24 protein-coding genes are annotated in these 24,956 nt (G+C 57.4%); 8 read left to right on the plus strand and 16 right to left on the minus strand.

Annotated features, from left to right (window positions below; translation table 11 throughout):
• Positions 1-2 precede the first annotated feature (2 nt).
• On the plus strand, positions 3-1,217 hold the full coding sequence (locus ACRZ9U_RS15230; protein ID WP_170408750.1) for a DNA glycosylase AlkZ-like family protein: 1,215 nt from the start codon (positions 3-5) through the stop codon (positions 1,215-1,217).
• Here ACRZ9U_RS15230 and ACRZ9U_RS15235 read toward each other — a convergent pair.
• Together ACRZ9U_RS15235 and hpaR are read right to left on the minus strand one after the other, a co-directional pair.
• Positions 1,210-2,175, minus strand: a complete 966-nt coding sequence (locus ACRZ9U_RS15235) for a helix-turn-helix transcriptional regulator (RefSeq protein ID WP_480902290.1) — start codon at positions 2,173-2,175, stop codon at positions 1,210-1,212. The two genes, ACRZ9U_RS15230 and ACRZ9U_RS15235, sit on opposite strands and share 8 nt — an antisense overlap.
• Positions 2,176-2,287: 112 nt before the next feature.
• A complete protein-coding gene (hpaR, locus tag ACRZ9U_RS15240; RefSeq protein ID WP_170408752.1) occupies positions 2,288-2,722 on the minus strand; it encodes a homoprotocatechuate degradation operon regulator HpaR in 435 nt (144 codons plus the stop codon).
• Between the two features lie 127 nt (positions 2,723-2,849).
• Between hpaR and ACRZ9U_RS15245 the strand changes: the two genes are divergently transcribed.
• Positions 2,850-4,259 carry a pyridoxal-dependent decarboxylase gene (locus ACRZ9U_RS15245; RefSeq protein WP_170408753.1) on the plus strand — a complete coding sequence of 470 codons (1,410 nt, stop codon included), beginning with the start codon at positions 2,850-2,852 and terminating at the stop codon, positions 4,257-4,259.
• Here the strand turns inward: ACRZ9U_RS15245 and ACRZ9U_RS15250 are convergent.
• Positions 4,256-5,398: a DUF3095 domain-containing protein gene (locus tag ACRZ9U_RS15250; protein WP_170408754.1), complete on the minus strand. Its 1,143-nt coding sequence runs from the start codon at positions 5,396-5,398 to the stop codon at positions 4,256-4,258. The genes ACRZ9U_RS15245 and ACRZ9U_RS15250 overlap by 4 nt on opposite strands.
• A gap of 145 nt (positions 5,399-5,543) precedes the next feature.
• Between ACRZ9U_RS15250 and ACRZ9U_RS15255 the strand changes: the two genes are divergently transcribed.
• The 3 genes from ACRZ9U_RS15255 to ACRZ9U_RS15265 all read left to right on the plus strand — a co-directional run bounded on the left by ACRZ9U_RS15255 (position 5,544) and on the right by ACRZ9U_RS15265 (position 8,902).
• Positions 5,544-6,716, plus strand: a complete 1,173-nt coding sequence (locus ACRZ9U_RS15255) for an MFS transporter (RefSeq protein WP_170408755.1) — start codon at positions 5,544-5,546, stop codon at positions 6,714-6,716.
• Between the two features lie 15 nt (positions 6,717-6,731).
• On the plus strand, positions 6,732-7,766 hold the full coding sequence (locus ACRZ9U_RS15260; RefSeq protein WP_170408756.1) for a glycosyltransferase family 4 protein: 1,035 nt from the start codon (positions 6,732-6,734) through the stop codon (positions 7,764-7,766).
• Between the two features lie 113 nt (positions 7,767-7,879).
• Positions 7,880-8,902: an aspartate-semialdehyde dehydrogenase gene (locus ACRZ9U_RS15265; protein WP_170408757.1), complete on the plus strand. Its 1,023-nt coding sequence runs from the start codon at positions 7,880-7,882 to the stop codon at positions 8,900-8,902.
• Positions 8,903-9,045: 143 nt separating this feature from the next.
• Here ACRZ9U_RS15265 and ACRZ9U_RS15270 read toward each other — a convergent pair whose 3' ends face one another.
• The 3 genes from ACRZ9U_RS15270 to ACRZ9U_RS15280 form a co-directional block, all read right to left on the minus strand.
• A complete protein-coding gene (locus ACRZ9U_RS15270) occupies positions 9,046-9,540 on the minus strand; it encodes a M48 family metalloprotease (RefSeq protein ID WP_480887646.1) in 495 nt (164 codons plus the stop codon).
• Between the two features lie 599 nt (positions 9,541-10,139).
• Positions 10,140-10,676 (minus strand): SRPBCC family protein, encoded by a 537-nt coding sequence (locus ACRZ9U_RS15275; RefSeq protein WP_170408759.1) that lies wholly within the window; start codon positions 10,674-10,676, stop codon positions 10,140-10,142.
• A gap of 86 nt (positions 10,677-10,762) precedes the next feature.
• Complete coding sequence (locus ACRZ9U_RS15280; RefSeq protein WP_170399250.1) at positions 10,763-11,242, minus strand: phosphoribosyl-AMP cyclohydrolase; 480 nt, start codon at positions 11,240-11,242, stop codon at positions 10,763-10,765.
• Positions 11,243-11,456: 214 nt separating this feature from the next.
• Here ACRZ9U_RS15280 and ACRZ9U_RS15285 point away from each other — a divergent pair, with 214 nt between their 5' ends.
• The 3 genes from ACRZ9U_RS15285 (at position 11,457) to ACRZ9U_RS15295 (ending at position 14,026) form a co-directional block, all read left to right on the plus strand.
• Positions 11,457-11,846, plus strand: coding sequence for a hypothetical protein (locus tag ACRZ9U_RS15285; RefSeq protein ID WP_170399254.1), 390 nt, complete (start codon positions 11,457-11,459; stop codon positions 11,844-11,846).
• A gap of 63 nt (positions 11,847-11,909) precedes the next feature.
• Positions 11,910-13,292, plus strand: coding sequence for a leucyl aminopeptidase family protein (locus ACRZ9U_RS15290; RefSeq protein ID WP_480902331.1), 1,383 nt, complete (start codon positions 11,910-11,912; stop codon positions 13,290-13,292).
• Complete coding sequence (locus ACRZ9U_RS15295; RefSeq protein WP_170408761.1) at positions 13,289-14,026, plus strand: NlpC/P60 family protein; 738 nt, start codon at positions 13,289-13,291, stop codon at positions 14,024-14,026. Before ACRZ9U_RS15290 ends, ACRZ9U_RS15295 begins: the two co-directional genes overlap by 4 nt.
• Here the strand turns inward: ACRZ9U_RS15295 and ACRZ9U_RS15300 are convergent.
• The 10 genes from ACRZ9U_RS15300 to ACRZ9U_RS15345 all read right to left on the minus strand — a co-directional run bounded on the left by ACRZ9U_RS15300 (position 14,023) and on the right by ACRZ9U_RS15345 (position 24,917).
• On the minus strand, positions 14,023-14,373 hold the full coding sequence (locus ACRZ9U_RS15300; protein WP_170399260.1) for a DUF2794 domain-containing protein: 351 nt from the start codon (positions 14,371-14,373) through the stop codon (positions 14,023-14,025). The genes ACRZ9U_RS15295 and ACRZ9U_RS15300 overlap by 4 nt on opposite strands.
• 78 nt (positions 14,374-14,451) lie before the next feature.
• The gene (locus ACRZ9U_RS15305) at positions 14,452-16,116 is read right to left on the minus strand and encodes an ABC transporter permease (protein WP_170408762.1); all 1,665 of its coding nucleotides are present in this window, start codon (positions 16,114-16,116) and stop codon (positions 14,452-14,454) included.
• A gap of 106 nt (positions 16,117-16,222) precedes the next feature.
• Positions 16,223-17,440 carry an acyl-CoA synthetase family protein gene (locus ACRZ9U_RS15310; protein WP_170408763.1) on the minus strand — a complete coding sequence of 406 codons (1,218 nt, stop codon included), beginning with the start codon at positions 17,438-17,440 and terminating at the stop codon, positions 16,223-16,225.
• A gap of 19 nt (positions 17,441-17,459) precedes the next feature.
• Positions 17,460-18,293 carry an ABC transporter ATP-binding protein gene (locus tag ACRZ9U_RS15315; RefSeq protein ID WP_170399269.1) on the minus strand — a complete coding sequence of 278 codons (834 nt, stop codon included), beginning with the start codon at positions 18,291-18,293 and terminating at the stop codon, positions 17,460-17,462.
• Positions 18,294-18,365: 72 nt separating this feature from the next.
• Positions 18,366-19,649 (minus strand): ABC transporter substrate-binding protein, encoded by a 1,284-nt coding sequence (locus ACRZ9U_RS15320; protein WP_170408764.1) that lies wholly within the window; start codon positions 19,647-19,649, stop codon positions 18,366-18,368.
• A gap of 73 nt (positions 19,650-19,722) precedes the next feature.
• Positions 19,723-20,799, minus strand: coding sequence for a branched-chain amino acid ABC transporter permease (locus ACRZ9U_RS15325; protein WP_170408765.1), 1,077 nt, complete (start codon positions 20,797-20,799; stop codon positions 19,723-19,725).
• Between the two features lie 3 nt (positions 20,800-20,802).
• Positions 20,803-21,060: a hypothetical protein gene (locus ACRZ9U_RS15330; RefSeq protein WP_170408766.1), complete on the minus strand. Its 258-nt coding sequence runs from the start codon at positions 21,058-21,060 to the stop codon at positions 20,803-20,805.
• Positions 21,061-21,063: 3 nt separating this feature from the next.
• A complete protein-coding gene (locus ACRZ9U_RS15335) occupies positions 21,064-22,050 on the minus strand; it encodes a branched-chain amino acid ABC transporter permease (RefSeq protein ID WP_170408767.1) in 987 nt (328 codons plus the stop codon).
• Between the two features lie 29 nt (positions 22,051-22,079).
• Positions 22,080-22,898 (minus strand): ABC transporter ATP-binding protein, encoded by an 819-nt coding sequence (locus ACRZ9U_RS15340; RefSeq protein ID WP_170399285.1) that lies wholly within the window; start codon positions 22,896-22,898, stop codon positions 22,080-22,082.
• Positions 22,899-22,973: 75 nt separating this feature from the next.
• The gene (locus ACRZ9U_RS15345; RefSeq protein WP_170408821.1) at positions 22,974-24,917 is read right to left on the minus strand and encodes an AMP-binding protein; all 1,944 of its coding nucleotides are present in this window, start codon (positions 24,915-24,917) and stop codon (positions 22,974-22,976) included.
• Positions 24,918-24,956: the final 39 nt, after the last annotated feature.

Consider the following 24,956-nt stretch of genomic DNA (forward strand, 5'->3'; position numbering starts at 1 on the left):
CGATGGCGCAGCAACGTCTGGACAACCGCGCGGCGCGGGCGCTGTTCATGGATCGGCACGCGCTTTTGGAACAGCCTGCTGGAAGTTCCAAAGGCGATGACTTGTTACAGCTGATCCATCGTTTAGGGTTTGTCCAGCTCGACAGTATCAACACCGTCGCTCGCGCGCATGACATGATCCTATATGCGCGTAAGCCCAGCTATCGCGCGCGCCACCTCAAACACCTCTATGAACGCGACCGCGCGCTGTTTGAGCATTGGACGCACGATGCGGCGGTGATCCCAATGGAATTCTATCGCCATTGGCATCTGCGGTTCCTGCGCGATGCCGACATGTTGAAAGCCCGCTGGAAGAACTGGCGGCGTGACGGGTTTGAGCAAAAGTTCGAAACCGTCCTACAACATATCCGCGACCATGGTCCGGTTGGCTCGTCCGATGTCGGAAAAGACGAGAAAAAGGGATCTGGCGGTTGGTGGGACTGGCATCCATCCAAGACCGCGCTGGAATATCTCTGGCGATCCGGCGCGCTGACCGTGGTTGGACGCGATGGGTTTCAGAAACGCTATGATCTGACAGAGCGGGTTATAGAAACTCAACTTTGCCCCGGCAATTTGCATTGCGACGCAAATGAAACTGTGGATTGGTTGTGTAACGCCGCACTCGACCGGCTGGGGTTCGCCACATCGGGAGAGCTTGCCGCGTTCTGGGATACGGTAAGCGCTGCCGAGGCAAAATCCTGGTGCCAACAGGCTCTAACACAGGGTGAAATCGAAGAGATCTGCGCCGAATGCGCAGACGGGCGGGAACGAAAAGTGTTCGCCCGCCCCGGTCTATGTGAACACGCTACAGAGCTGCCCGATGCGCCGGGCCGGATCAGAGTTCTCAGCCCTTTTGACCCTATGTTGCGTGACCGGAACCGGGCCGAGCGGTTGTTCGGATTCCACTATCGGATCGAGGTGTTCGTACCCGAACCCAAGCGTACCTACGGCTATTATGTCTTTCCGTTGCTTGAAGGGCACCGGTTGATCGGACGCATCGACATGAAGGCCCAGCGAGACCGTGGACTGTTGCAAGTCCGATCCGTATGGCCAGAACGGTCGGTGCGTTGGTCTGACGCAAGAACCCGCCGCCTGCAGGCCGAATTGGACCGGGTGCGGCGATTTGCGGAACTGGACGGGGTGGAATTTGAAAAGGATTGGCTGAAAGATCCTAAATAGAACCCAATTTTTCGATCAGGAAACCTTGTTCCTCAATCAGTAGGCGCAGCTCGTTCAGCGAAACATGGGGCGCCCTGCCCGATGTATCTAGCTGCGCATTTGCCCGCCCATACAAAGCCTCGCGACTGGCCAATATGTTCTTGAGCTGCTCCATCGCCTTGGGATTTCCAGCCATCGGGCGTTCGTCGCCTTGGGCGCGCACGCGGTCCATATGCTCGGTCGGTGACGCGCGCAGCCAGATGGTGTGAAACCGGCCAAGCAGGGTAGCATAGGTCGAAGGCTCTGATACTATCCCGCCCGCGACTGCCAGCACGACCCGATCATGCTCTGCAATCACCCGATCCAGCGCCTGCGCTTCCAGATTGCGATACCCGTCTTGCCCGTAGAACGCCATCACTTCAGACATGGGCATGCCGGCCATCTCTTCAATCATGGCTGTGAGCTCAACAAACGTCAGTCTTTGTGCAGCGGCCAGCATAGCACCAAGAGTTGACTTACCCGCTCCGCGTAACCCAATCAGACAAACCCGATGCGCACGTGCATCCTCATCTGGGTGAGGTTGCAATGCACGCCTGACGCTTTCTTTGACGTCGTCGCTGGCTTGTCGGAAAAGCTCAACTATCTGCAAAGCATCCGAATCCCACGGATCATCTTCACCAATCAACCATTCGGCTTTGTAATCCAGTGCCTGTGCGACACGGTGCAACACGCCGATCGAGATGTTGCCCTCACCCGCCTCAAGCTGCGCCAAATAGCGTGGGGAAACGCCCGAGTTCTCAGACAGGATCCGGCGCGGGATGCCTCGCATTTGACGCGCCCGGCGTACACGCGCGCCCACTCGTTCGCTCAAATCCTGCTTTGCAATATGTGCAGGCGGTGCCGGTTCTGGCGGTTTGGGCCCATCCATCTGCATTGAACCGTTTGTTAAAGGTAAGGATGAGGCTACGACGCGAACCATCTACGGGCAACGAATATTACCTTCTCCGCCCACAATGCTTATAGTTTGGGGCCTAAAACGAGGTCTGAACGACGGCAAACAACTTGGTTAGAGCCTGTTCTGAGCATTGCTCTCAGCCTTCCAGCTGGTGAAGCTCTACCAGAAGGTCCAGCAACTTCTCGTGCTGCTCTGCCCCGAGCAAAGAGCGGGTGTGTTCCGCCAGCTCCAACATTTCCGCCAGATTTGCGTCGATAATTTGCAACCCATTCTCGCTGATTTCGACAATCTGTCGGCGGCGGTCTTTGGTATCCGGCCGCCTCATGATCAGCTTGCTGTCTTCTAGCTTTTTCAGAATGCGCGTCAGGCTGGGCAACAAGAGGCAGGCGCGCTCGGCGATCTGAGTAGGCTCCTGAGGCCCTTCTTCCTGCAAAACGCGCAGAACGCGCCATTGTTGCTCGGTGACGCCAGCATCCGTTAGCACACCACGAATAGGCCCCATCACCCTTTCCCGAGCGCGCAACAGCGCTATCGGCAATGATCGGGACGTCTGTGGTAAGTTCTTTGACATATGGAATTTTCGCGCAATTCCAAATATTTCGCAATAGAACGTTGGTTGTGGTTGAGTTTCGTTTACTGGACTTTACTTAACTTGTTTAGCATATGATACTGACAAAAAGGCTACCGAGGCGGATAAGATGAAATGGAATGAATTCTCCGATTGGGGCAAGAAGGTTGCCGAGTGGACGCAAGACTATCACCTGAGGGTGGGCGACAAGCCCGTGCGCGCCCGGACCGAGCCGGGCGATATCCTGAACGCTCTGCCCGCGCATCCCCCTGAGCAGGGCGAGCCGATCGAGGACATCTTTCATGATTTCGAACAAATCGTGATGCCCGGCATTACCCATTGGCAACACCCTCGGTTCTTCGCCTACTTCAATTCGAACGCCTCGGCCCCGTCTGTTCTGGCCGAGTTCCTGGCCAGCGCCATCGCGCCGCAATGTATGCTGTGGCAGACCTCGCCCGCCGCAACCGAGATGGAAACACGAATGATGGACTGGCTGCGCGAAGCGCTGGACCTGCCCAAAGGTTTTGCCGGGGTCATTCAGGATTCGGCGTCATCTGCGACATTGGCGGCTGTGCTGACCATGCGCGAGAAGGCGATGAACTGGCAGGGCAACACGCTGGGGCTGTTCGGTCAAAAGCCACTGCGCATTTATTGCTCTTCCGAGGTTCATACCTCAATCGACCGCGCAATCTGGGTTGCGGGGATTGGACAGGACAATCTGGTGCGCATCCCCGTGCAAGGTGATTGGCGTGGAATGAACCCCGAGGCGCTTGAAGCAGCGATTCAATCAGATTTAGAGACTGGTTTCCACCCGGCGGGCGTGATCCTTTGTGTTGGAGGGACCGGAACCGGGGCAACTGATCCAGTGGATCGCTGCCTTGCGATCGCACAGAAATACGGCCTTTATTCCCATGTCGATGCAGCCTGGGCGGGGTCGGCGATGATCTGCCCCGAATATCGTCACTACTGGCCGGGGATCGATCAGGCCGACAGCATTGTATTCAATCCCCATAAGTGGCTGGGCGTGCAATTCGATTGCTGTGCGCATTTCCTGAAAAACCCCGATGATCTGGTCCGCACGCTTGCGATCAGCCCGGAATATCTGAAAACCCACGGCAAGGACGGGATCATCAATTACTCGGAATGGTCGGTGCCATTGGGACGTCGGTTCCGCGCGCTGAAACTGTGGTTCGTCATCCGCACCTATGGGCTGGAGGGGCTGCGCGAACGGCTGCGGAATCACGTCAATTGGTCGCGCGCGCTGCATGACCGTCTAGCAGCAGAACCGGATTTTCGGATCGTGACGCCTCCAATGTGGTCTCTTTGGACCTTCCGATACGAGCCGGATGGGGCCGACGATCTGGATGATCTGAACCTGCGGCTGGTGAATGCAATCAATGATGATGGGCGGATCTACCTGACACAGACCCGCGTGGATGGCGATATGGTCATCCGCTTTCAGGCAGGTCAGTTTGAAACCAAAGAACAGGACGTGATGATGGCCTATGACGTGATCACTGAAATCGCTCGAGGGCTTTAGGCCCTCATTGACGCTGCAGCCTGCGCGTATCCCCCCGAGGCCCCGTCAATAAAATGCACATGGTCGTCGCGCATGGCCGAGGGAACAAAGCAGGTCATCATCGCCTCTTGCTGGGCGTGCATGCCATATCTGATTTTGCCTTTTGTTTGCGCGTCGTCCAGCATCTGAGTGAGCTGTTCCAACGTGCTCGAGTCACAATCCAGCGTCATTTTCAGACCGTCATCAAACTTTCGGAAATCAGCGTTGCTACTGACCATCTCCTTGTAATGCTTGGGTTCGAATTGACCCAGGCGCATCCCGGTTTTGAACAACAAGCCGATCAACATATTCCCGATCATCAAGCGTGTTTTCTGCATCAGAAGATTCCGACCCGCGCGTGAGACATGGGCATCGATATCGACGCCGGGCGGAGGGAAACTCATCGGAGGTCCTTTGGCCGGAACCGGGTGACCGGCGCGTTCTAACCCTTCGGCGACGGACAGGATGGATTGAGTCAGGGCGGCGAATTCAGCCTCATTAGACTCTGATGTAGGCTGAATAACCAGTGAAACGATCTGACCAACCCTCGCTGGACTGTTGGACCAACGACAAGATAGGCCGGTCAGATCGGGCTGCGCGTCAGGTCCGGCTGGTTGCACAACAAGTTGCCCGGATTTCATCTGAGCCTCGGCCCAGGCCAGTCCCCCGCCGGTAAACATCGCATAGTCAACGCCGGTGGACGGCGCAAAGCGAGCAACACGCAGATCACGTCCAGCGGCGCGGATGTCGGCCACCGAAACCAGCGCTGCACGCAGAGTGATTGAGAATTCCGTTTCGGCCCAGCTTTGCAATGTTGCCAGCGTATCTCGCGCGATCTCGGCATCCTCGTCCGATACGGCGAATCCAGCACCATCACCACCGAAGACATACGGGAATATGCGCCCGCCCAGCGCATTGATCATGCCTGAAATCACGGCCGCCCCCACCATGTTGACGGTCTTGTACCGGCCCCGCGCGATTTCACCGGTCGAATCTACGATATCGGCGACGCCCAGAACCCATGTCTCTGGCAAAGGTGTGAACTGCGCGGGGTCACTGAGGCTGAGGAAATTGTCCGAAATGGGGACGGAGGCATAAAATACAGAGTCTGAGAGGGTCATAACACACTCGGGAAATCCTAAATCTGCAGTGATGATAGCTCAATTGTGAAGAATGTCCGCCCCAATCGATTCAATCATGGCACTTGTGCCGATCAACGCGGCGTGCAAAGCATCGGGGCGGGGCAGCTAGACAATAGGTCAAGAAATGCAGGCAGGTTTGGTGATCTTGTGTCTGGCCTATGTACTCAGCCAGTTTTTCCGAGCTTTTCTGGCAGTTTTGACCACCGATCTGGGACGCGATATCGGCGCAACACCCGAAGACCTCGCCTTTGCTTCAGGTCTTTGGTTTCTAATCTTTGCGGCGATGCAGATTCCTGTGGGCTGGGCACTGGACCGCGTCGGTCCTCGGCGCAGTTCTGCGGTGCTGCTGCTGATCGGCGGGGCTGGCGGGGCTGGCCTGTTCGCGGTCGCAACGACCCCGTTCCATGTGGCGCTCGCCATGGCGTTGATCGGGGTAGGATGCTCGCCGGTTCTGATGGCATCCTACTATATCTTTGCACGAGAGTTTCCACCTGCCAAATTCGCCACGCTCGCCGCCGTGATGCTGGGCGTGGGATCTGTCGGCAATCTGGTCGCCTCATACCCCACGGCGCTGGCGGTCGAGCTGATGGGCTGGCGCGCGACGCTGGCCGGTCTGGCGATTATCTCTGCTGCGGTGGCTGCGGGGATCTGGCTGACGGTGCATGACCCTGAAAAGGTAAAAACCGAGCAAAAAGGATCACTTCTAGACCTGCTGAAAGAACCTGCACTTTGGGCCATTCTGCCTCTCATGCTTGTGTCTTATGCGCCATCGGGTGCGATCCGAGGTCTTTGGGCCGGGCCGTATTTGAATGACGTGTTCGGGCTCAGCACCGCTCAGATCGGGACGGCAACGTTGATCATGGGGGCCGCGATGATCGCGGGAACCTTCGCCTATGGGCCGCTGGACCGTATCCTGGGCACCCGGAAATGGGTGATCCTGGGCGGTAATACCTTGGGAGTCGCAGCACTGGGCCTGCTGTGCCTGTGGATTGACAGCGGCGTTTGGGTCTCGGTGCTGCTGTTGGCAGTGATCGGCTTTCTGGGCGCCAGTTTTCCGGTGATCATGGCCCATGGCCGGGCCTTCGTGCCGCCGCATCTGGTCGGGCGGGGCGTTACCCTGCTGAACCTTTTTGGCGTTGGCGGCGTTGGTCTGGCGCAATTTGCCACCGGGCGCATCCATGCGGCCAGCGCCGGGATCAGCCCTTCCGCACCTTATACGGCGATCTTCGGATTTTTCGCAGTCACCCTTGCCATTGGCTGTGTGATCTATCTATTCAGTCGGGACAGCGTGGACTGAAACCGGAGACCGCCCGTGCAGGACATTGAGGTGATTGCACCCAATCTGAAGCATTCCCTGTCGGGCGTGACAACGACGGTGATCCGACTGCTGCCAATCCAGCAGAAAATGATCGGCATCCGCGCCACCGGTCCCGGCCTGCCGGCAGATTTGCCCCATATCAGATTCTGGAAGCTGCTGTTTCTGCCTAATCGCAAACGGGTTTGGCATGCACGCCGGAATACCGAGATGTTGATGGGTCTGGTCTTGCGTTCGGTGCTTCGACGCAACTACAAACTGCTATTCACCTCAGCCGCGCAACGTGATCATTCCGGGTTCACCAAGCGGCTGATTTCGAAAATGGACGCGTTGATCGCGACGACGCCTCAGGCCGCTTCCTTTCTGGAGCATCCCGCTACTGTCATCATGCATGGCGTCAACACCGAGCTGTTTCACCCAGCCGAGGACAAAAGCGCCCTGCGCCAAAAACTTGGCCTGCCAGACGGGCTGCTGATCGGGTGTTTTGGCCGTATCCGCCCTCAGAAAGGGGTCGACTTGTTGGTCGATGCCGCCCTGAAGGTGCTGCCTAATCACCCCGATGCGCATGTGATCTTCACCGGGCGTACCACCAACGAATTTGAGGCGTTACAGGCTGAGCAGGAGCAAAAGCTGCAGGACGCCGGGCTGGGCAACCGCGTTCATTTTCTGGGTGAGCGCCCCTGGGATGAGATCGTCGAGACCTATCGCGCGCTCGATCTGTTCGTTGCGCCCGCACGACACGAAGGGTTCGGCCTTACACCGCTTGAAGCGATGGCCTCGGGCGTGCCCGCCATAGCCAGTCACGGGGTCGGAGCGTTCAGTGCGCAAATCAAGGATGGTGAGACCGGAAGACTGGTCGAGAAAGACAATGCCCCTGCACTGGCCGACGCGCTGGAGGATATGCTGCAGGACCGCGCTGCGCTGGCCGCTGCGGGACTAGCCGCGCGCGCCCATGTCGAGCAGAATTTTCGAATCGAAGGCGAAGCGAGGGCGATTGTCGAGGTTTATCGATCCTTGCTGAAACAACTCTGAACGGTACTGAACTGTGTCAAATCGGTGTGACGGGGTGAAATAAGCCGAAACCCCTCTTTTTTCTTTGCCGCAACGCGGCTATGAACGCGCGTCCTTAACTTTGGAGACATGAAATGGGCTATCGCGTCGTAGTCGTCGGCGCCACGGGCAACGTGGGCCGCGAAATGCTGAACATCCTGGCGGAACGCCAGTTCCCTGTCGATGAACTTGCTGCTCTGGCAAGCCGTCGTTCGCTGGGTACTGAGGTGACCTTTGGCGACAAGACGCTCACTACCAAAGATCTGGACACATTCGATTTCACTGGTTGGGACATGGCGCTGTTTGCCGTGGGTTCCGAGGCCACAAAGGTTTACGCCCCCAAGGCGGCAGCGGCTGGCTGCGTGGTGATCGATAACAGCTCGCTCTATCGCTATGACCCGGACATTCCGCTGATCGTGCCGGAATGTAACCCCGAGGCGATCCACGACTATAAAAACAAAAACATCATCGCCAATCCCAACTGCTCGACCGCGCAGATGGTCGTCGCGCTGAAGCCGCTGCATGACCGTGCACGCATTAAGCGCGTGGTCGTCTCGACCTATCAATCGGTGTCGGGAGCCGGCAAGGAAGGCATGGACGAGCTTTGGGATCAGACCAAGGCCATCTACAACCCGACGACCGAGGTTGAGCCGAAGAAGTTCCAGAAACAGATCGCCTTCAACGTCATCCCTCAAATCGACGTCTTCATGGAAGACGGCTCGACCAAGGAAGAGTGGAAGATGGTTGTCGAGACCAAAAAGATCGTCGATCCGTCGATCAAGGTCACCGCAACCTGCGTTCGCGTTCCGGTATTCGTTGGCCACTCCGAGGCCGTGAATATCGAGTTCGAAGAGTTCCTCGACGAAGACGAAGCCCGCGACATCCTGCGCGAAGCACCGGGCATCATGGTAATCGACAAGCGTGAAGCCGGTGGTTACGTCTCGCCCATCGAATGCGCGGGCGATTTCGCCACGTTCATCAGCCGCATCCGTCAGGATTCGACGGTTGAGAATGGCATCAACCTGTGGTGCGTTTCGGACAACCTGCGCAAAGGCGCGGCATTGAACGCTGTTCAAATTGCAGAATTGCTGGGCCGTGAAGTTCTGAAGAAGGGGTAACCTTCGCCAGTTGGTTATGACTCTATTAAACCCCGCTGTACCGCCAGTGGGGTTTATTATTTTGTGGACGGGCAGAGATGGCAATATTGCGGGGCAAAGCCGCCCTGTGCATGCGTTGCCATTGCCTATCCAGCACCAGTTGGTCAGCCACCGATCTGGGACATTGTCGCTTTTACCGCATGGTATCTTTGAGAGTTTGGGGGATGCGTCCCTAGAAAGCGATCACCAGGATCAGGAACTCGTGCGAAGTACAGCGCACCCTTGAGTGGATCATAACCCGCTTTGTAGGCTATTACAGTGCCTAGTCGATCAGCTTCCAATTCAAAGTTCTTTGAATAGCTGCGGCCGCCAACAAAGGCTCCAATGTCTTGTGCTGCGGCAATGTCATTCGGCCCCGACCCCGCAATTGTTGCTAGACCGGCCAAAAGCACCGCACCAGCCGCCGCATTTTGGGCCTGTCGCGCCAAATGCCCTTGAATGTGGTGAGCGGCCTCATGCGCCATAACAAATGCAAGTTCGTCAGTGTTGTTTACATTCCGTATCAGCGCTTGAGTCATTGTGATAACGGGGCGCCCCGACTTGCTTAAACTCTGATACGCGTTTGAGGGTGCTTTTTTGTCTGGATCAATGCGGATCAAAAAATCACAATTCACATTCTTAGTGCGGCGGAGGCATTCTCGTTCTGCCACAGGTTCTATTCGTGAGGCGACCTGACGGAACCTTATTTGTGCCTGTTGTGAACTGACGGGCGCGCTCGCGCGACCGGGGTTTGGAATAGGTGCTGATGGAGGAGTGGTGGTTGAAGCGCATCCCGCTAATGCCAAAACAGCTAACATCAATACCGTTCGCCTCATAAACACACCTTTCCAAATGTTCAGAGCATCAAAATCGAATCTGTGGCTTTCGAGAAACCAACTTGCACATTCGAACCTACGGTCTTCACGATTTGATATTCAATAACAGACGGGTTGTCGGTGGTCGCCCCGATTAAGCTGTCGTCAAAATGGTAGGCACTACAAATGGCATTGAAGCGAAGGACCAAACGATCCACGCCCCGTTCTGTATGGGCTTGAACCGAGTTGAACACCGCGTCAGCGGAGGTTATTTGCGCTGCACGATGGCTTGATCCCAGCCTCCTGCGTGGCAAAGGGACTGCTATGGGCGCACGTACATTTCAACAATCGTTTCTGGTATGGCCTCAAAGCAGTCATCAGAGAGATGCCTCCTGCCTGATCCTTCACCCCTGTCCCTCAACCAGCGTCTTCAAATTCTCCAACCCGCGCTCGTAATCTCCGCCGACCCAATTGTCCATCATTAGGCCCATCCAGCGGGACATGGGGTTCATACCAAGGTCGGATACGAATCCCCAGGTAACCTGTGTGCCTGATCCTTCTGGCCGCAACTGGAACGAGGCGGTGGCTGTCCCCATCGGGCCAAAATCCAGTGCGGTTTGCACGGACTGATCCGGGGTGCTCTCGGTGATTTCCTGCGAACCGGTTCCCACCTGCGGGTTGTCCGAGGCCCAGTTCAGCGTGTTTCCGACACCCGCTTCCGGGCCACTATAGCTCAGCTTGGTTTCGGGGTCTCGGGACAGCCAGGGGGACCATTTCTCGGTCTCCTGCATCGAATTCACATAGGGAAAGATCGCCGAGGCTGGTGCGTCGATTGTGATGCTGCGGGACACCTCGGCCTGACCAGGCAAAAGATATGATACTCCGACAAGCGCCAGAATGATCACCAGTAGGGTGACGAGAATGCGTTTAATCAATTTCATGAGCTCGATCCGATTCTGAAAACATCATCGGAAACATATCAAAAAATCGACGTAATTTCAGAGGCCCGATCGTATGACCCGCAGGATCAGGCCGGTGGCTGGTAAGGCAGCGACGAATGGTGCAGCACGATGCGAAGCACTCCGTCAGCGTCCTTTTTGTAGCCGAAGCTTTTGTCGACTTGCGTGATGTTACCTTGGCTATCCGTCAGAATGACCTTGCCCATCCACATGGCGACATCGCCTTCGACGAAGCTGGCCGATGTCTCACTTGCCATTTCGCGCCAACCCTTGATTCCGAAACCGCCATCAAGCGGAAATTCGGCATCGTGACCGACAAAATAGGCCAGTGCACCGTGGCGAGTCGGGCGAAAGGTTTGATCTCCGGACGCCATAGTTGGTTTGAACAGGACCGGACCCAGATTATAGCCGTATGCCGCATCCAGAACACCCTCGGCAACGGAACGGGCCGCATCGATCCCACCGTCTTCAAAAGCTTTGGAGATCGCAATCAACCCATCGCCCCAGGCGGTACGGGCAGCGGCCAGCTCGTCAGTGGTAATCGGCATGATCCTGTCCTTCTCTGTCCGGTTTCTATGGTACTGGCAGCAAGTGAGCGTCAACGCAAGAGGTGTGACCTGACTCTCGCCCGGTTTTGCCCACAGAACCGCGTGGAAGCCTGAATTCTCAGAAAATTCGACCCATTCTTTTGAACCGGTGCAAGGTTTTGCAAAGTATTTTGCCGCCAATCTCTGACAGTGCCGTGGGGGCACTTCAATTGGGGTGAATGTGGTGGACAAGATTATCACACTGGAACAGAAAGAACCCGTGCGTCTGGACCCGGACCGCCTGAGCAGCCTGTACAATCAGCTCGGCGACACCAACGCGATGGACGTGCTGTGCCGCACGGTTGAAGAACTGGCGTTGCGGCTGTCGAATTGTGAACGGTTTTGGCGGCAACGCGATTGGGCCGGGCTGCGCAAATGCGCAAAATCTCTCGTAGCCATATCCGAGCAAATCGGCATGACAGCACTGGCACGTGTGGCAGGCGATGTAGCCTGTACTGTCGACGCTGGCGATGCTGTGGCGACAGGGGCGACTCTGAGCCGCCTAATCCGGGTGGGTGAGCGATCGCTGACCGCCGTCTGGGACCAGCAAGATCTATCCGTCTGAGGGGGGTTGCGAGTGCGCCGCAGACAGATAGTCTGGGCGAAAATCCAACCAGCCGAGACACGCATGACCCTGTCCTTCGCCCCTGCCTCCGACCCATCGCTGCCACTACATGTGTTAGAGCAATCAGATTTTGAAAGCTGGCTGACCGATCAGCCGGATCATATCCGAGCTTGGGTTGCGGCCGATGGGTTTTCCGGAGCTCTGGGTCAAACACTTCTGGTGCCCGGCACAGATGGTAATCCGCAGTTTGCCTTGGCGGGATATGGCAGCGCGGCAAAACGGGTACGCAAGCGGTTTCCGCTAGCCGCTGCGACAGAATCGCTGCCCAAGGGCACCTATCATATCGCCTCGGGCGTTCCCGCAGATGTGCTTGAGGCCGAATGCCTGGGCTGGCTGATGACGGGATATGCCTTTGATCGCTATGCGGCGCAAAGCCCGGCTAACGCCACGCTGATCGCGCCCGAGGGCGTAGATGCCCGGCGGATCGAAATCATGGCCAATGCCGAGGCATTGACACGGGATCTGGTCAACACACCCGCTTCGGACATGGGCCCGGCGCAATTACAACACGCGGTTGAGGCACTGGCACGGGAACACGGCGCAGACATCTCGGTCATCACAGGCGATGCGTTGCTGGAACAGAATTTTCCGATGATCCACGCGGTCGGGCGTGCTGCCGAACAGGCCCCGCGTCTGATCGAGATGAACTGGGGTGACCACGGGCCAAAACTAACATTAGTTGGGAAAGGGGTCTGTTTCGATACCGGCGGCCTGAATCTGAAACCCGGTGCTTCGATGGGGTTGATGAAAAAAGATATGGGCGGAGCGGCCAATGTGCTGGGTCTGGCCCGTATGATCATGGCGCTGGATCTGAAGGTGCAATTACGGGTCCTGATCCCGGCGGTCGAAAACGCAGTAGCGGGCAATGCTTTCCGCCCCGGCGACATCCTGACGGCGCGTAATGGGCTAACGGTTGAGATCAACAACACTGATGCCGAGGGTCGGTTGGTGCTGGCCGATGCCCTTGCTCTGGCGCATGAAGGGGCACCAAACCTGCTCATCTCGATGGCCACTTTGACTGGCGCGGCCCGGGTTGCATTGGGCGCTGATTTGGCCCCGTTTTATACCGATGACGACAAAGCCGCGGACGTGCTGGCGCGTGCTGGCCGGGCTGCCGCTGATCCGGTCTGGCGTATGCCTTTTCATGACCCCTATGAAGCGATGATCGAACCCGACATCGCTAACCTCGACAATGCGCCTTCTGGTGGATTTGCGGGCTCTATCACCGCGGCACTGTTCCTGCGCCGGTTCGCTGCCGAAAGTCGCTATATGCATTTTGACATCTATTCGTGGCAACGCAGTAAGGAACCCGGTCGCAGCAAGGGTGGTTTGGGCCAAGGCCCGCGTGCCCTCCTGGGGGCTTTGCCAGAGATCCTTGGCCTATGACTCAGGCGCGCATCATTCAACCGGTCATAGACCTGCTACGCCACCCTGACGGTCCGCGCGACCGGCAATTGTTGTTCGGCGACACGGTCACTGTTTTGGACGACCAAAACGGCTGGAGCAAGATCTCAGCCAGCAAGGACGGCTATACCGGATGGGTGGCGACGGACCATCTGGGACCAATTGAGCCACAGACTCACTGGATCGTCGCCGCTTCGACCCATGCCTATGAGAAGCCCGATATAAAAAGCCGCGATCTGACCTCGCTGAGCTTTGGCAGTAAAATCAGGGCTCTGTCTGAGGAGGGCGGGTTTCTGGAAACGCCAATCGGGTTCATTCCGGGGGTGCATGCCGTGCCCGCCTATTCCCTGCTGACCGATCCCGTTTCCGCGGCCGAACTTTTTCTCGGCACCCCTTATCTTTGGGGTGGTAACAGTCGATTCGGGCTGGATTGCTCGGGCCTCGTACAGCTCGCACTGCTCGCCTGCGGCGTTCCTTGTCCCGGAGACAGCGGCGATCAGGAACGCGAAGTTGGTGGATCGGTGCCCGAGGGCGATCCCGCACGGCGCGGAGACTTGCTGTTCTGGAAAGGCCATGTTGCCTGGGTTGCCGCCGAAAACCTTCTACTTCACGCCAACGCCTATCACATGGCTGTCGCGCTCGAACCGATGGATCAAGCGATTGCCCGGATCGCTGCCCAGGGCGACGGGCCGGTTACAGCGCACAAAAGGCTCTAATCCAGGTCAACCGCACGGATGAGCTTGCGTTCCAGAACTCTCAGAACCGCGCGCAGATCGTGCCCGCGCTTCAATATACGCCCATCCATGCCGACCACGGAATACATGCCCTGACGTAGCCGCAGGCGCGGGTGCTTCTCGACCCTGTAAATGGGATGTTCCGCCGTGCGCCGAAAGATCGAAAACACCGCCATATCCCGCAGGTTCGAGATTCCGTAGTCGCGCCATTCACCGGCAGCAACCATTCGGCCATAAACAGACAGGATTTGAGACATCTCGCGCCGGTCAAACGCGACCGGCATCTGGGCAGAGCCGGACCCGAACCGGCTGGGAGGCTGCATGTTCATATGACAAGCCTTGCCGGAAATCGCCGTCGAATCAAGCCCACTGGCATCAAGGTGTTGTATTTTTGGATCGCCCGCCCGCTATCTGCGCCCAACCTGACGGCAAATCAAGATCACCGGCAGCAACCCGACAGCCAGAATAACCAGCGACGGAACCGCTGCACCTTCAAGCCTCTCATCCGAGGCCAGACGATAGGCCTGCACTGCTAGCGTGTCGAAGTTAAAAGGCCGCATGATCAAGGTCGCGGGCAGCTCTTTCATCACATCCACAAAGACAATCAACAGTGCCGTCAGCAATGAAGGCGTAAGGATCGGCAGATGTACCCGGCGCAGCGTTCCTAACGGGGTTTGACCCAGTGACCGCGCGGCGGCATCCATATTGGCGTGAACGGTACTCTGCCCACCTTCATAGGCGCTGAGCGCGGCGGCCAAAAAGCGCACCATATAGGCCGCGATCAACAACCAGATGGATCCAGTGACCAGCAGTCCGGTCGAGATACCAAAGGTTTGGCGCATCCACGCATCCAGTGCGTTGTCGAAACCCGCAAAGGGGACGATCAGCCCCACGGCGATCACGCCACCCGGCACCGCATAGCCCAACCGCGCCACATAAGCCGCCATGGCGGACCCGCGCCCGGGGCGCAGGCGTTGGAAGAATCCTATCGAAATCGCCGCGCTGACGGTGATAACCGCCGCAGCCCCCGCCAGTGTCAGCGAGTTCTGTATGAACCCGATATATCGGCGCGACAGCAGGTTCTGCTCGGATTCCAACCCCATCTGCACCAGGATAACCACAGGCAGAAGGAATCCGAACAGGACGGGAATTGCGCATAGCAGAAATGCCGCAAGTGATTGCCATCCCTTGAGTTGCGCCGCTGGCAGACCTGCGTGGCGCTTGCCTGCCTGATAGTATTTGGCTTTGCCGCGCTGTGTCCGCTCAGCCACGGCCATGACAAGCGCAAAACCCAACAGACAAAGGGCGAGTTGCGCCGCAGCAGCGCGATCAGCCATGGAAAACCAGCTTGTGTAGATGCCAGTGGCAAAAGTCTGCACTCCGAAATAGGCGACTGTGCCGAAATCGGCGATGGTTTCCATAACCGCCAGCAAGACGCCCCCCGCAATCGCCGGGCGTGCCATCGGCAGGGATACGCGCCAAAAGGCATGCCAGGGGCCGTTGCCCAGCGCCCGGGCCGCCAGAAAGGCCGTAGCGCTTTGCTGCAGAAACGCCGCCCGCGCCAGCAAATAGACATAGGGATACAACACCAGGATCAACATCACCGCCGCTCCCTCGGTCGAGCGAATCTCGGGGAACCAATAGTCGCGCGGGCCCCAGCCGGTCACATCCCGCAGCGTGGTCTGAACGATTCCGGGGTGATCCAGAATGAAGGTATAGGCATAGGCCAGCACATAAGCCGGAAAGGCCAGCGGCAGGACCAGAGCGATTTCCAGCCACCGCACTCCGGGAAAGCGGGTCATCGTGACCAGCCAGGCAGCGCCGACACCAATCGAAAACGTCCCTGCTGCGACCAGCACCACCAGGATCACCGTGGTCAGCACATAGCCAGGCAAAACAGTCTCTAACAAATGGGAAATTGTGTCGGTGCCACCGGTCACCGCCGCCAGAACAACCGCCACCATTGGCAACAGACAAGCGGCCGCCACGACATAGGCAATGCCGCCCACAAAGCGTGTACCTAGGGCGCCGCGATTATGCGTTCCGTGTTCTGAATATTCGACTTCGGCCATGGCGTCTGACTGAGAATCCCATAGGGTCTGCCTTTAATCGACTAAAACTCTAAGAAACACCAGTGGGCGGACTAACAAAAACTGCGGCAATGTTTGCCGCAGATCCCTATTCATAAACGCGCTGATCCTCGATCACCAAGCCATCTTTGGGCAAAGAGCCCGGCGCCACAACTTCAATCGCGCCTTTCAGTTTCAGGACTTCGACCACCGATTTTGCATAGGCACCATCGTTCTCGCAGGGGCTTTCGATCTGAACGGTCATGGTATCCATCTCGCCCTGTCGCGCCGCAATGACACGCGCCTTGACGATTTCATCATGCTTGTCGACCAGCGCAGCCACCTGTTCGGGGCGGACGAACATGCCCTTGATCTTGGTGGTCTGATCGGCGCGACCCATCCAGCCTTTGATACGCATATTTGTGCGCCCGCACGGAGACTCTCCAGGCATGATCGCCGACAGATCACCGGTGGCAAAACGGATCAACGGGTAATCGGGGTTCAGCGTGGTCACAACCACCTCACCTACTTCACAAGGTGCAACCGGGGTTCCTGTGCCGGGGGTGACGATCTCAACGATCACGTGTTCGTCGATGATCATACCCTCCATCGCAGGGCTTTCATAAGCTATGTTGCCCAGATCAGCGGTCGCGTAGCATTGCAGGCAGACGATGCCCCGATCGGCGTAATCCTGTCGTAGGCTTGGAAACAGCGCCCCGCCACCCACAACGGCCTTGGAAAATTTCAGCGCGACGCCCATGGCTTCGGCTTTATCAAGTATGACTTTCAGATAGTCGGGCGTACCTGCATATGCGGTGCAACCCACATCGCGCGCAGCGGTCACCTGCAACTCGGTCTGACCTGTACCTGCAGGCAGGACCGACGCGCCAACAGCCTGCGCGCCGCTTTCAAAGATCATGCCCGCGGGGGTGAGGTGATAGCCAAAACAGTTCTGAACGATATCGCCCGGACCAACCCCTGCAGCATTCAGGAACCGGCCCATGCGCCACCAGTCGTGATCAGTGCTGCCGGGTTCATAGATTGGCCCCGGAGATTGAAAGACATGCTGGAAATTCCGCGCCGGTTTGACGGTGAACCCTCCAAACGGAGGCCGGGTGCCCTGCGCCTTTGTCAGATCGGATTTTCGCAGAACCGGCAGTTGTGCCAGCGCCTGCATGTCTGTCACTGTGCCGGCGTCCACGTTGGACAGGATGCCGGCATATCCGGGCGCTTTTTGAGCGCGGGCAATCTGTTCTGGCAAGGCGCGCGCGTGATCAGCGGTGCGCTCGTCAGCGGATCGGGTTTCAAGCTTATCAAAATAGGTCATTGAAATATCCTCCACCCGCTTACAGCCATCTCTTGCGGCGGCGGTATGAGCGCACGTCTCGAAAGCTCTTTCGGCCTTCGTCAGACATGCCGAGATAAAATTCCTTTACGTCCGGGTTTTCGCGCAATTCAGCGGCGGGGCCGTCCATCACCACGCGGCCAGATTCCAGAATATAACCGTAATGAGCAAACCTTAGAGCCACATTTGTGTTCTGCTCAGCCAGCAGGAAGGACACGCCTTCCTTCTCGTTCAGGTCCCTTACGATGCCAAAAATCTCTTCGACAAGTTGCGGGGCTAGACCCATTGAGGGTTCATCAAGAAGGATGGTCTCGGGCCGTGACATCAGAGCCCTGCCCATCGCAACCATCTGCTGCTCACCGCCCGAAGTATAACCGGCCTGACTACGACGGCGTTCCTTCAAGCGTGGGAAGTAATTGTAAACCAGTTCCAGGTCCTGCTGGATCGCGGCAGACCCGTCCTTACGGGTATAGGCACCGGTCAGCAGATTTTCTTCGACTGTGAGGTGTTCGAAACAGTGGCGGCCTTCCATGACTTGAATGACGCCCTTCTCCACCAAGGCAGCCGGGTCGCTTTCATGCACGCCCTCGCCGCGATATTTAATCGAGCCTTTGGTGACCTCGCCCCGTTCCGAATGCAGCAAGTTCGACACGGCCTTCAATGTGGTTGTCTTGCCCGCACCATTGCCACCCAGTAGGGCTGTGATGCCGCCCTTGGGCACAGTCAGGCTGACGCCTTTCAGAACAAGGATCACATGGTTGTAGATCACCTCGATATTGTTGACCTCAAGCAGGGTTTCCGCCTGCACGTCAGTGGTTTGTGCCGCATCCAACATCAGCGCGTGTCCTTGTGCGAGTGTGGGGTTCGGGGCGGCAGCGATCCGCCGCCCCGTTTGGTTCAGAGCACCTTATTCGCAGCGCTGAGAAATATTGTTCTCAGCAGCATATGCGCCCGAGTCTTCGTCGATCAGTGCGTTGATGACCTCAGCGTCAGTCGGTTCGAAGCCCTGAATCGAGTTCCAGGTACCCGCCGCTGCATCCCACTGAACAACGCCGACAAGGCCTGGGCCGCCGTGGTTTTCGCATGAGACCGCGAATTCAGGTCCGAAACCGGCCATACCCAGCGCTTCCATCTTGGCGTTGGTGATCTCCAGCGCCTCCATGCCATCGCGCATCATCGATGCGTCGATCTCGGCAGTGCCGTGCATCTCTTGCGCGGTTTTCACTGCTTCTGCGGCCAGCATCGCAGCATAGAGGCCGCGGTTGTACTGCACCGTACCCAGTTGATCACCGGCGCCTGCAGCTTTGCCCGCATCGACGACATATTTCTTCAGGTCGTCATAGACAGGATAGTCGTCGCCCAGACCGGTGAAGGTCAGCGCTTTGTAACCGGTGGCCTTATCACCCGCAGGCTCAACATCAAATTCGGCCCCGGACCACCAGACACCGATGAAGTTCTCCATCGGGAAGCGGATATTGGCGGCTTCTTGCACGGCGACCTGGTTCATCACGCCCCAGCCCCACATGATCACATAGTCGGGCTTTTCCCGGCGGATTTGCAGCCACTGCGACTTCTGCTCCTGACCGGGGTGGTCGACGGGCAGCAGGGTCAGGTCATAGCCATGTTTTTCAGCCAGTGTTTCCAGCGTACGGATCGGTTCCTTGCCATAGGCCGAGTTGTGATAGACCAGCGCGATCTTCTTGCCGCTCAAGTCGCCACCGTTTTCGTCCAGCAGATAGTTGATCGCGCCCGACGCCCCGTTCCAGTAATTGGCAGGATAGTTGAACACGTTGCTGAACACCTTACCGTTCGCCGCCGAGGTGCGGCCATAACCCATTGTGTGCAGCGGAATGCCGTCTGCGGTCACTTTAGGGATCAACTGATAGGTGATGCCGGTGGACAGGGGCTGATAGACCAAAGCACCTTCGCCCTTGGTCGATTCATAACATTCCACGCCTTTTTCCGTGTTATATCCGGTCTCGCATTCGATCACGTTGGCCGCAACACCGCCGATACCGCCATCGCGTTCGTTCAGCAGTGTGAAGTAGTCGGCATATCCGTCCGCAAATGGGATACCGCCGGCCGCATAAGGCCCGGTCCGGTAACTGAGCGACGGGAATACGAGGTCGGCCATGACCGGACCTGCGGCCATCACGGCGCCCAGCGCCAGGGTTGCCAGTTTCTTTTTCATCGGGTGTCTCCTCCCTTGGTTGATCCGATGTTGGGTTTCGGGTTTCACACCCGTCTTTTCGTTGGGCCGGTCCTTAGTGCGGGAACGGCCAGAGTCTGAGTTTCTCTTTCGCCACACGCCAAAGCTGCGCCAGACCGTGCGGTTCGAGGATCAGGAACATGATGATCAGAGCACCGACGATGACGAGGTTCAGGTGCGCCACGATATCTGTGGGCCAGCCCAGCAGATCGACGCCAAGCAGTTTCAAAACGACTGGCAGCAACACGAGGAAGGCGGCACCGGCAAAGGATCCAAAAATAGACCCTAATCCGCCGATAATCACCATGAACAGCACCAGGAACGATTTTTGAATGCCGAACACTTCTCCAACCTCGACCGCGCCCAGATAGACCGCAAAGAACAGCGCGCCGGCCACGCCCACGAAGAACGAACTGACAGCAAAGGCGGTCAGCTTGGCCTTGAGCGGGTTCACCCCGATGATCTCGGCCGCGATGTCCATGTCGCGGATTGCCATCCAGGTACGACCAGTGGTGCCGCGGGTCAGGTTACGCGCGATGATTGCGCAGACGGTCAAGAAGATCAGGCAGAACAAATAAGTCGCCCATGCCGGAGCATTCGGGCCAGTGATAATGATACCGAACACATCGCGTTCCGGCGCATTGATCTGTCCCGAGGCCGAGTAGTTGTAGAACCACGGCACCCGGTTAAACAGCCACACAAGGAAGAACTGCGCCGCCAGCGTGGCCACCGCCAGATAGAATCCTTTGATCCGCAGAGAAGGTAAGCCGAAGAGGACACCCACGATCGCGGTGATGCCGCCTGCAAGGATCACATGGATGAACATGCTGACATCCGGAAAAGCCGTCATCAACTTGTAACAGGCATAGGCCCCCACAGCCATGAACCCGCCGGTGCCCAGCGACACCTGTCCGCAATAGCCCACCAGAATGTTCAGCCCGATCGCCGCAATCGCATAGATCAGGAATGGCAGCAGCAGCGCGTTGGCCCAATAGTCGTTGATGATGAACGGAATGATCCCGAACGCCACCGCCAGCACGACATAATACCGATACCGGTCAAACTTGATCGGGAAAGTCTGGCTGTCGGCGATATATGAGGTTTTGAAATCCCCGGCCTCACGATAGAACATGTCTTACTTTCCCCATTCTTCCTGCGCCCGATTGCGGGCAGCGGCGTCCAGTTGATTGGACCCTTTGGCATATCCGGTGGCCTCGGAAGCGCGCACCAGTTTCATGTAAGCCAGGATGCCCATGACCAGCCCGGCAAAGGCCAGAATTACAGCGATCACAAGTTGGCCCTCGGTCAGATCGCTCGATGTCAGGGCGATGTAGCCGAAGGCCCAAAACCCCGCCCATGCGATCACGTTGATGATGGCAATCAGCTTGGTCACGCCCTACACCCTCTCGATGATCTTCTCGCCGAACAGGCCCTGAGGTCGGAACACGAGGAATATCAGCGCCAATACATAGGCAAACCAGTTCTCAGTCGCACCGCCAACCATTGGGCCGATGGCGAACTCGAACAGTTTCTCACCCACACCGATGATCAGGCCACCGACGATGGCTCCGGGGATCGAGGTGAACCCGCCTAGCATCAGCACCGGCAGCGCCTTCAGCGCGATCAGCGACAGCGAGAACTGAACGCCCGATTTGGTGCCCCACATGATGCCCGCGACCAGCGCCACAAACCCGGCGACCGACCAGACCATGATCCAGATGAAGTTCAGCGAAATCCCGACCGATAGCGCCGCCTGATGGTCATCCGCCACCGCACGCATCGCCCGACCCTGCTTGGTGTACTGGCTGAACGCCACCAGAGCCGCCACCAGAAGTGCTGCGATGATCGTGGCCACGATGTCCAGATTGTCGATGAAGAAACCGTAGTCGAAGATATTAAAGGTCGTCTCGTCAATCCACAGGTTGATACCCTGCGGCAGACCCACATCCAGCGTCTTGATCTCGGACCCCCACATCAGGTCGGCGACGCCCTCAAGGAAATAGGCCAGACCAATGGTCGCCATGAACAGGATGATCGGTTCCTGTCCGACCAGATGGCGCATGACGAACCGTTGCACGCACCAGGCCAGCAACACCATCACGGCCATGGTCAGAATAATCGCAAGCAACGCGGGCACATTCCAACCAAAATTATAGACATGCGTGCCGAAAGTCGCGTTGATCAGATGCGCAAAAGGTACCTGCCCATTCATGATTCCGACCAGCGTCATCGCCGCAAACAGGGCCATAACCCCTTGGGCATAATTGAAAATCCCCGACGCCTTGTAGATCAACACAAAGCCCAGTGCGACCAGCGCATACAGCACCCCAGCCATCAGACCGTTGAGGATGACCTCCATCGCGAAGATTAATTGTTCAGGCATGCCAGCCCCTCCCCAATTCTGCCCGGACCTCAGTCATGGCTGACCCCCAAATAGGCATCAATGACTTCTTGGTTGTTGCGCACCTCATCCGGGGTGCCGTCACCAATCTTTTTGCCGTAATCCATCACAACCACACGGTCGCTCAGATCCATTACCACGCCCATATCGTGCTCGATTAGCGCAATCGTGGTGCCAAACTCGTCATTCACGTCGAGGATAAAGCGGCTCATGTCCTCTTTCTCTTCGACGTTCATCCCGGCCATCGGCTCATCCAGCAGCAGCAGTTTCGGTTCCGCCGCCAGCGCGCGCGCCAGTTCGACGCGTTTCTTCAACCCGTAAGGCAGGCGGGACACCGGCGTTTTGCGGATGTGCTGAATCTCAAGGAAATCAATGATCTTCTCGACCGCCTCGCGGTTCTCGGTCTCTTCTGCCTCGGCCTTGCCCTTCCACAGCGCTTGCTGAAGAATATTGGTCTTCATAAAACCCAAACGCCCGGTCATCACGTTATCCAACACGCTCATGCCTTCGAACAGTGCGATGTTTTGAAACGTCCGCGCGATCCCCTGCTGCGCCACCTCAAACGGCCGCATCGGAGGGCGCTTGGAGCCGTGAAACCAAACCTCACCTTCTTGCGGGACATAAAAGCCCGAGATCACGTTCAACATCGAGGACTTACCCGCCCCGTTTGGCCCGATGATCGCACGGATCTCACCCTCACGGATGTCGAACGAGATATCCTTGATAGCCACCACGCCGCCAAAGCGCAGGGTGATGTTCTTCATCTCCATCACCACACCGCCGATCTTGCGGCCGTCTTCGGTGACATATCCTTCGGAGTTATCCAGCATCAGAACCTCCCTGACACAAAAACGGGACGGCGGGCGGGGCGATGACCGCAGGTCGAGCGGCGCGCGTCAGCCCACTCATTCCGCCGCCACCTTGTGCTGCGCGACCGGAACCACTGGCGCATCGACAATTTCCAACGTCGCAGAAATCGATCCCTTACGACCATCTTCATAGGTCACTTCAGTCGTGGTCGAAACGCTCGACGACCCGTCGTACAACGCCGCAATAATGTCGCTGAATTTGTCCTCGACAAACCCACGCCGCACCTTGCGGGTCCGAGTCATCTCGCCATCATCGGCATCCAGTTCCTTGTGCAGAACCACAAAGCGATGCACCTGACAGCCCGATAGCATTTCATCCGCCGCGACCGACTTGTTTACCTCTTCAACGTGGCTCCGAATCGTCTCTAACACACGAGGATGTCCCGCAAGTTCCTGATAGGACGCGTAGGCCACGTTGTTGCGTTCCGCCCAGTTTCCGACCGCCGTCAGGTCGATATTGATGAAAGCGACGCATCGATCCTTGCCATTCCCGAACAGCACGACTTCAAGAATATCGGGATAGAATTTCAGCTTGTTCTCGACATATTTCGGCGCAAACATCGAACCATCAGCCATCTTGCCCACGTCTTTGGCACGATCAATGATCCGCAGATGGCCTGAATTCTCCTCGATGAACCCGGCATCCCCCGTCGCCACCCAACCTTCGGCATCCTTGGTCGAAGCCGTCGAATCCGGGTTGTTGTAATACTCGACGAACACGCCGGGTGAGCGGTAATGAATCTCGCCCTTATCATCGATCTTCAGCTCGACATCCGGCGCCGGAACACCAACCGTATCCGCCCGAACCTCGCCATCCGGCTGCACGGTGATGAACACGGTCGCTTCGGTCTGACCGTAAAGCTGCTTCAGGTTGATGCCCAAAGAGCGGTAGAAATCAAAGATTTCCGGCCCGATCGCTTCACCCGCCGTATAGCCCACACGGAACCGGCCATAGCCAAGCGTATCTTTCAGCGGGCCATAGACCAGCAAATTGCCCAGCATGTATTTCAGCTTGTCGCCAAAGCCCACCGGCTTGCCGTCCAGCAACAGGCCACCCACCTTCTTGGCATGGGCCATGAAATAATGGAACATGCGCTGCTTCAGCTTGCCCGCATCCTCCATCCGGATCATCACGTTGGTCAGCTGGGTTTCGAACACCCGCGGCGGGGCAAAGAAATAGGTCGGCCCGATCTCGCGCAGGTCGGTCATCATCGTGTCGGCGCTTTCGGGGCAGTTCACGCAGAAGCCGCACCAATAAGCCTGACCAATCGAGAATATGAAATCGCCAACCCAAGCCATCGGCAGGTAAGACAGGATGTCTTCGTTCCGGGTCAGATGATCGAATTCCGCCGAGTTCTTAGCGCTTTCGATAACATTGCGGTTCGACAGCACCACGCCCTTGGGCTTGCCCGTGGTGCCCGAGGTATAAAGCATCACGCAGGTATCATCGTAAGTGATCGCCGCAATGCGCTTGTCCAGTTCCGCATCAAACCGCGCGTGCCCCGCACTGCCCTCGGCCATGATGTCCTCAAGCGCGTTCATCTGCGAGTGGTCATACTTCCGCATCCCGCGCTTGTCGGTATAGAGTATGTGTTTGACTTGATGCAGGTTTTCCTGAATCTCGATGACTTTGTCGACCTGCTCCTGATCACCGCAGACGACATATTTCGCGCCGCAATGCTCCAGCACATAGGCCATCTCTTCGGCGACCGAATCCTGATACAGAGGCACCGGCACCGCGCCTACCATCTGAGCGGCAACCATCGACCAGTAATGGGCGGGACGGTTCCGACCAATCACAGCAATATGGTCACCCTTTTCAACGCCAAGTTCTAGAAACCCAAGCGCGATGGCACGGATTTCTTTGGCGGCTTCCGCCCAGGTCCAGCATTGCCAGATCCCGAATTCCTTTTCCCGATAGGCCGGGGCATCCCCGAACTGGGTCACATTGCGGTGTAATAGCGCCGGAAGAGAGTCCATCCCTTCAGCGCCCGACTGCGTCTGAGCCAATCTTTCTCT

The sequence above is a fragment of the Ruegeria sp. D7 genome (assembly GCF_056534355.1).

Bases quoted from the DNA above. Each gene is read 5' to 3' on its own strand.
- ACRZ9U_RS15320 (WP_170408764.1), bottom strand. From the start codon at position 19,649: ATGAAAAAGAAACTGGCAACCCTGGCGCTGGGCGCCGTGATGGCCGCA.
- ACRZ9U_RS15290 (WP_480902331.1), top strand. From the start codon at position 11,910: ATGACCCTGTCCTTCGCCCCTGCCTCCGACCCATCGCTGCCACTACAT.
- ACRZ9U_RS15335 (WP_170408767.1), bottom strand. From the start codon at position 22,050: ATGCCTGAACAATTAATCTTCGCGATGGAGGTCATCCTCAACGGTCTG.
- ACRZ9U_RS15345 (WP_170408821.1), bottom strand. From the start codon at position 24,917: ATGGACTCTCTTCCGGCGCTATTACACCGCAATGTGACCCAGTTCGGG.
- ACRZ9U_RS15295 (WP_170408761.1), top strand. From the start codon at position 13,289: ATGACTCAGGCGCGCATCATTCAACCGGTCATAGACCTGCTACGCCAC.
- ACRZ9U_RS15265 (WP_170408757.1), top strand. From the start codon at position 7,880: ATGGGCTATCGCGTCGTAGTCGTCGGCGCCACGGGCAACGTGGGCCGC.
- hpaR (WP_170408752.1), bottom strand. From the start codon at position 2,722: ATGTCAAAGAACTTACCACAGACGTCCCGATCATTGCCGATAGCGCTG.
- ACRZ9U_RS15235 (WP_480902290.1), bottom strand. From the start codon at position 2,175: ATGGTTCGCGTCGTAGCCTCATCCTTACCTTTAACAAACGGTTCAATG.
- ACRZ9U_RS15230 (WP_170408750.1), top strand. From the start codon at position 3: ATGGCGCAGCAACGTCTGGACAACCGCGCGGCGCGGGCGCTGTTCATG.
- ACRZ9U_RS15325 (WP_170408765.1), bottom strand. From the start codon at position 20,799: ATGTTCTATCGTGAGGCCGGGGATTTCAAAACCTCATATATCGCCGAC.
- ACRZ9U_RS15315 (WP_170399269.1), bottom strand. From the start codon at position 18,293: ATGTTGGATGCGGCACAAACCACTGACGTGCAGGCGGAAACCCTGCTT.
- ACRZ9U_RS15305 (WP_170408762.1), bottom strand. From the start codon at position 16,116: ATGGCCGAAGTCGAATATTCAGAACACGGAACGCATAATCGCGGCGCC.
- ACRZ9U_RS15255 (WP_170408755.1), top strand. From the start codon at position 5,544: ATGCAGGCAGGTTTGGTGATCTTGTGTCTGGCCTATGTACTCAGCCAG.
- ACRZ9U_RS15340 (WP_170399285.1), bottom strand. From the start codon at position 22,898: ATGCTGGATAACTCCGAAGGATATGTCACCGAAGACGGCCGCAAGATC.
- ACRZ9U_RS15310 (WP_170408763.1), bottom strand. From the start codon at position 17,440: ATGACCTATTTTGATAAGCTTGAAACCCGATCCGCTGACGAGCGCACC.
- ACRZ9U_RS15250 (WP_170408754.1), bottom strand. From the start codon at position 5,398: ATGACCCTCTCAGACTCTGTATTTTATGCCTCCGTCCCCATTTCGGAC.
- ACRZ9U_RS15280 (WP_170399250.1), bottom strand. From the start codon at position 11,242: ATGCCGATTACCACTGACGAGCTGGCCGCTGCCCGTACCGCCTGGGGC.
- ACRZ9U_RS15275 (WP_170408759.1), bottom strand. From the start codon at position 10,676: ATGAAATTGATTAAACGCATTCTCGTCACCCTACTGGTGATCATTCTG.
- ACRZ9U_RS15245 (WP_170408753.1), top strand. From the start codon at position 2,850: ATGAAATGGAATGAATTCTCCGATTGGGGCAAGAAGGTTGCCGAGTGG.
- ACRZ9U_RS15300 (WP_170399260.1), bottom strand. From the start codon at position 14,373: ATGAACATGCAGCCTCCCAGCCGGTTCGGGTCCGGCTCTGCCCAGATG.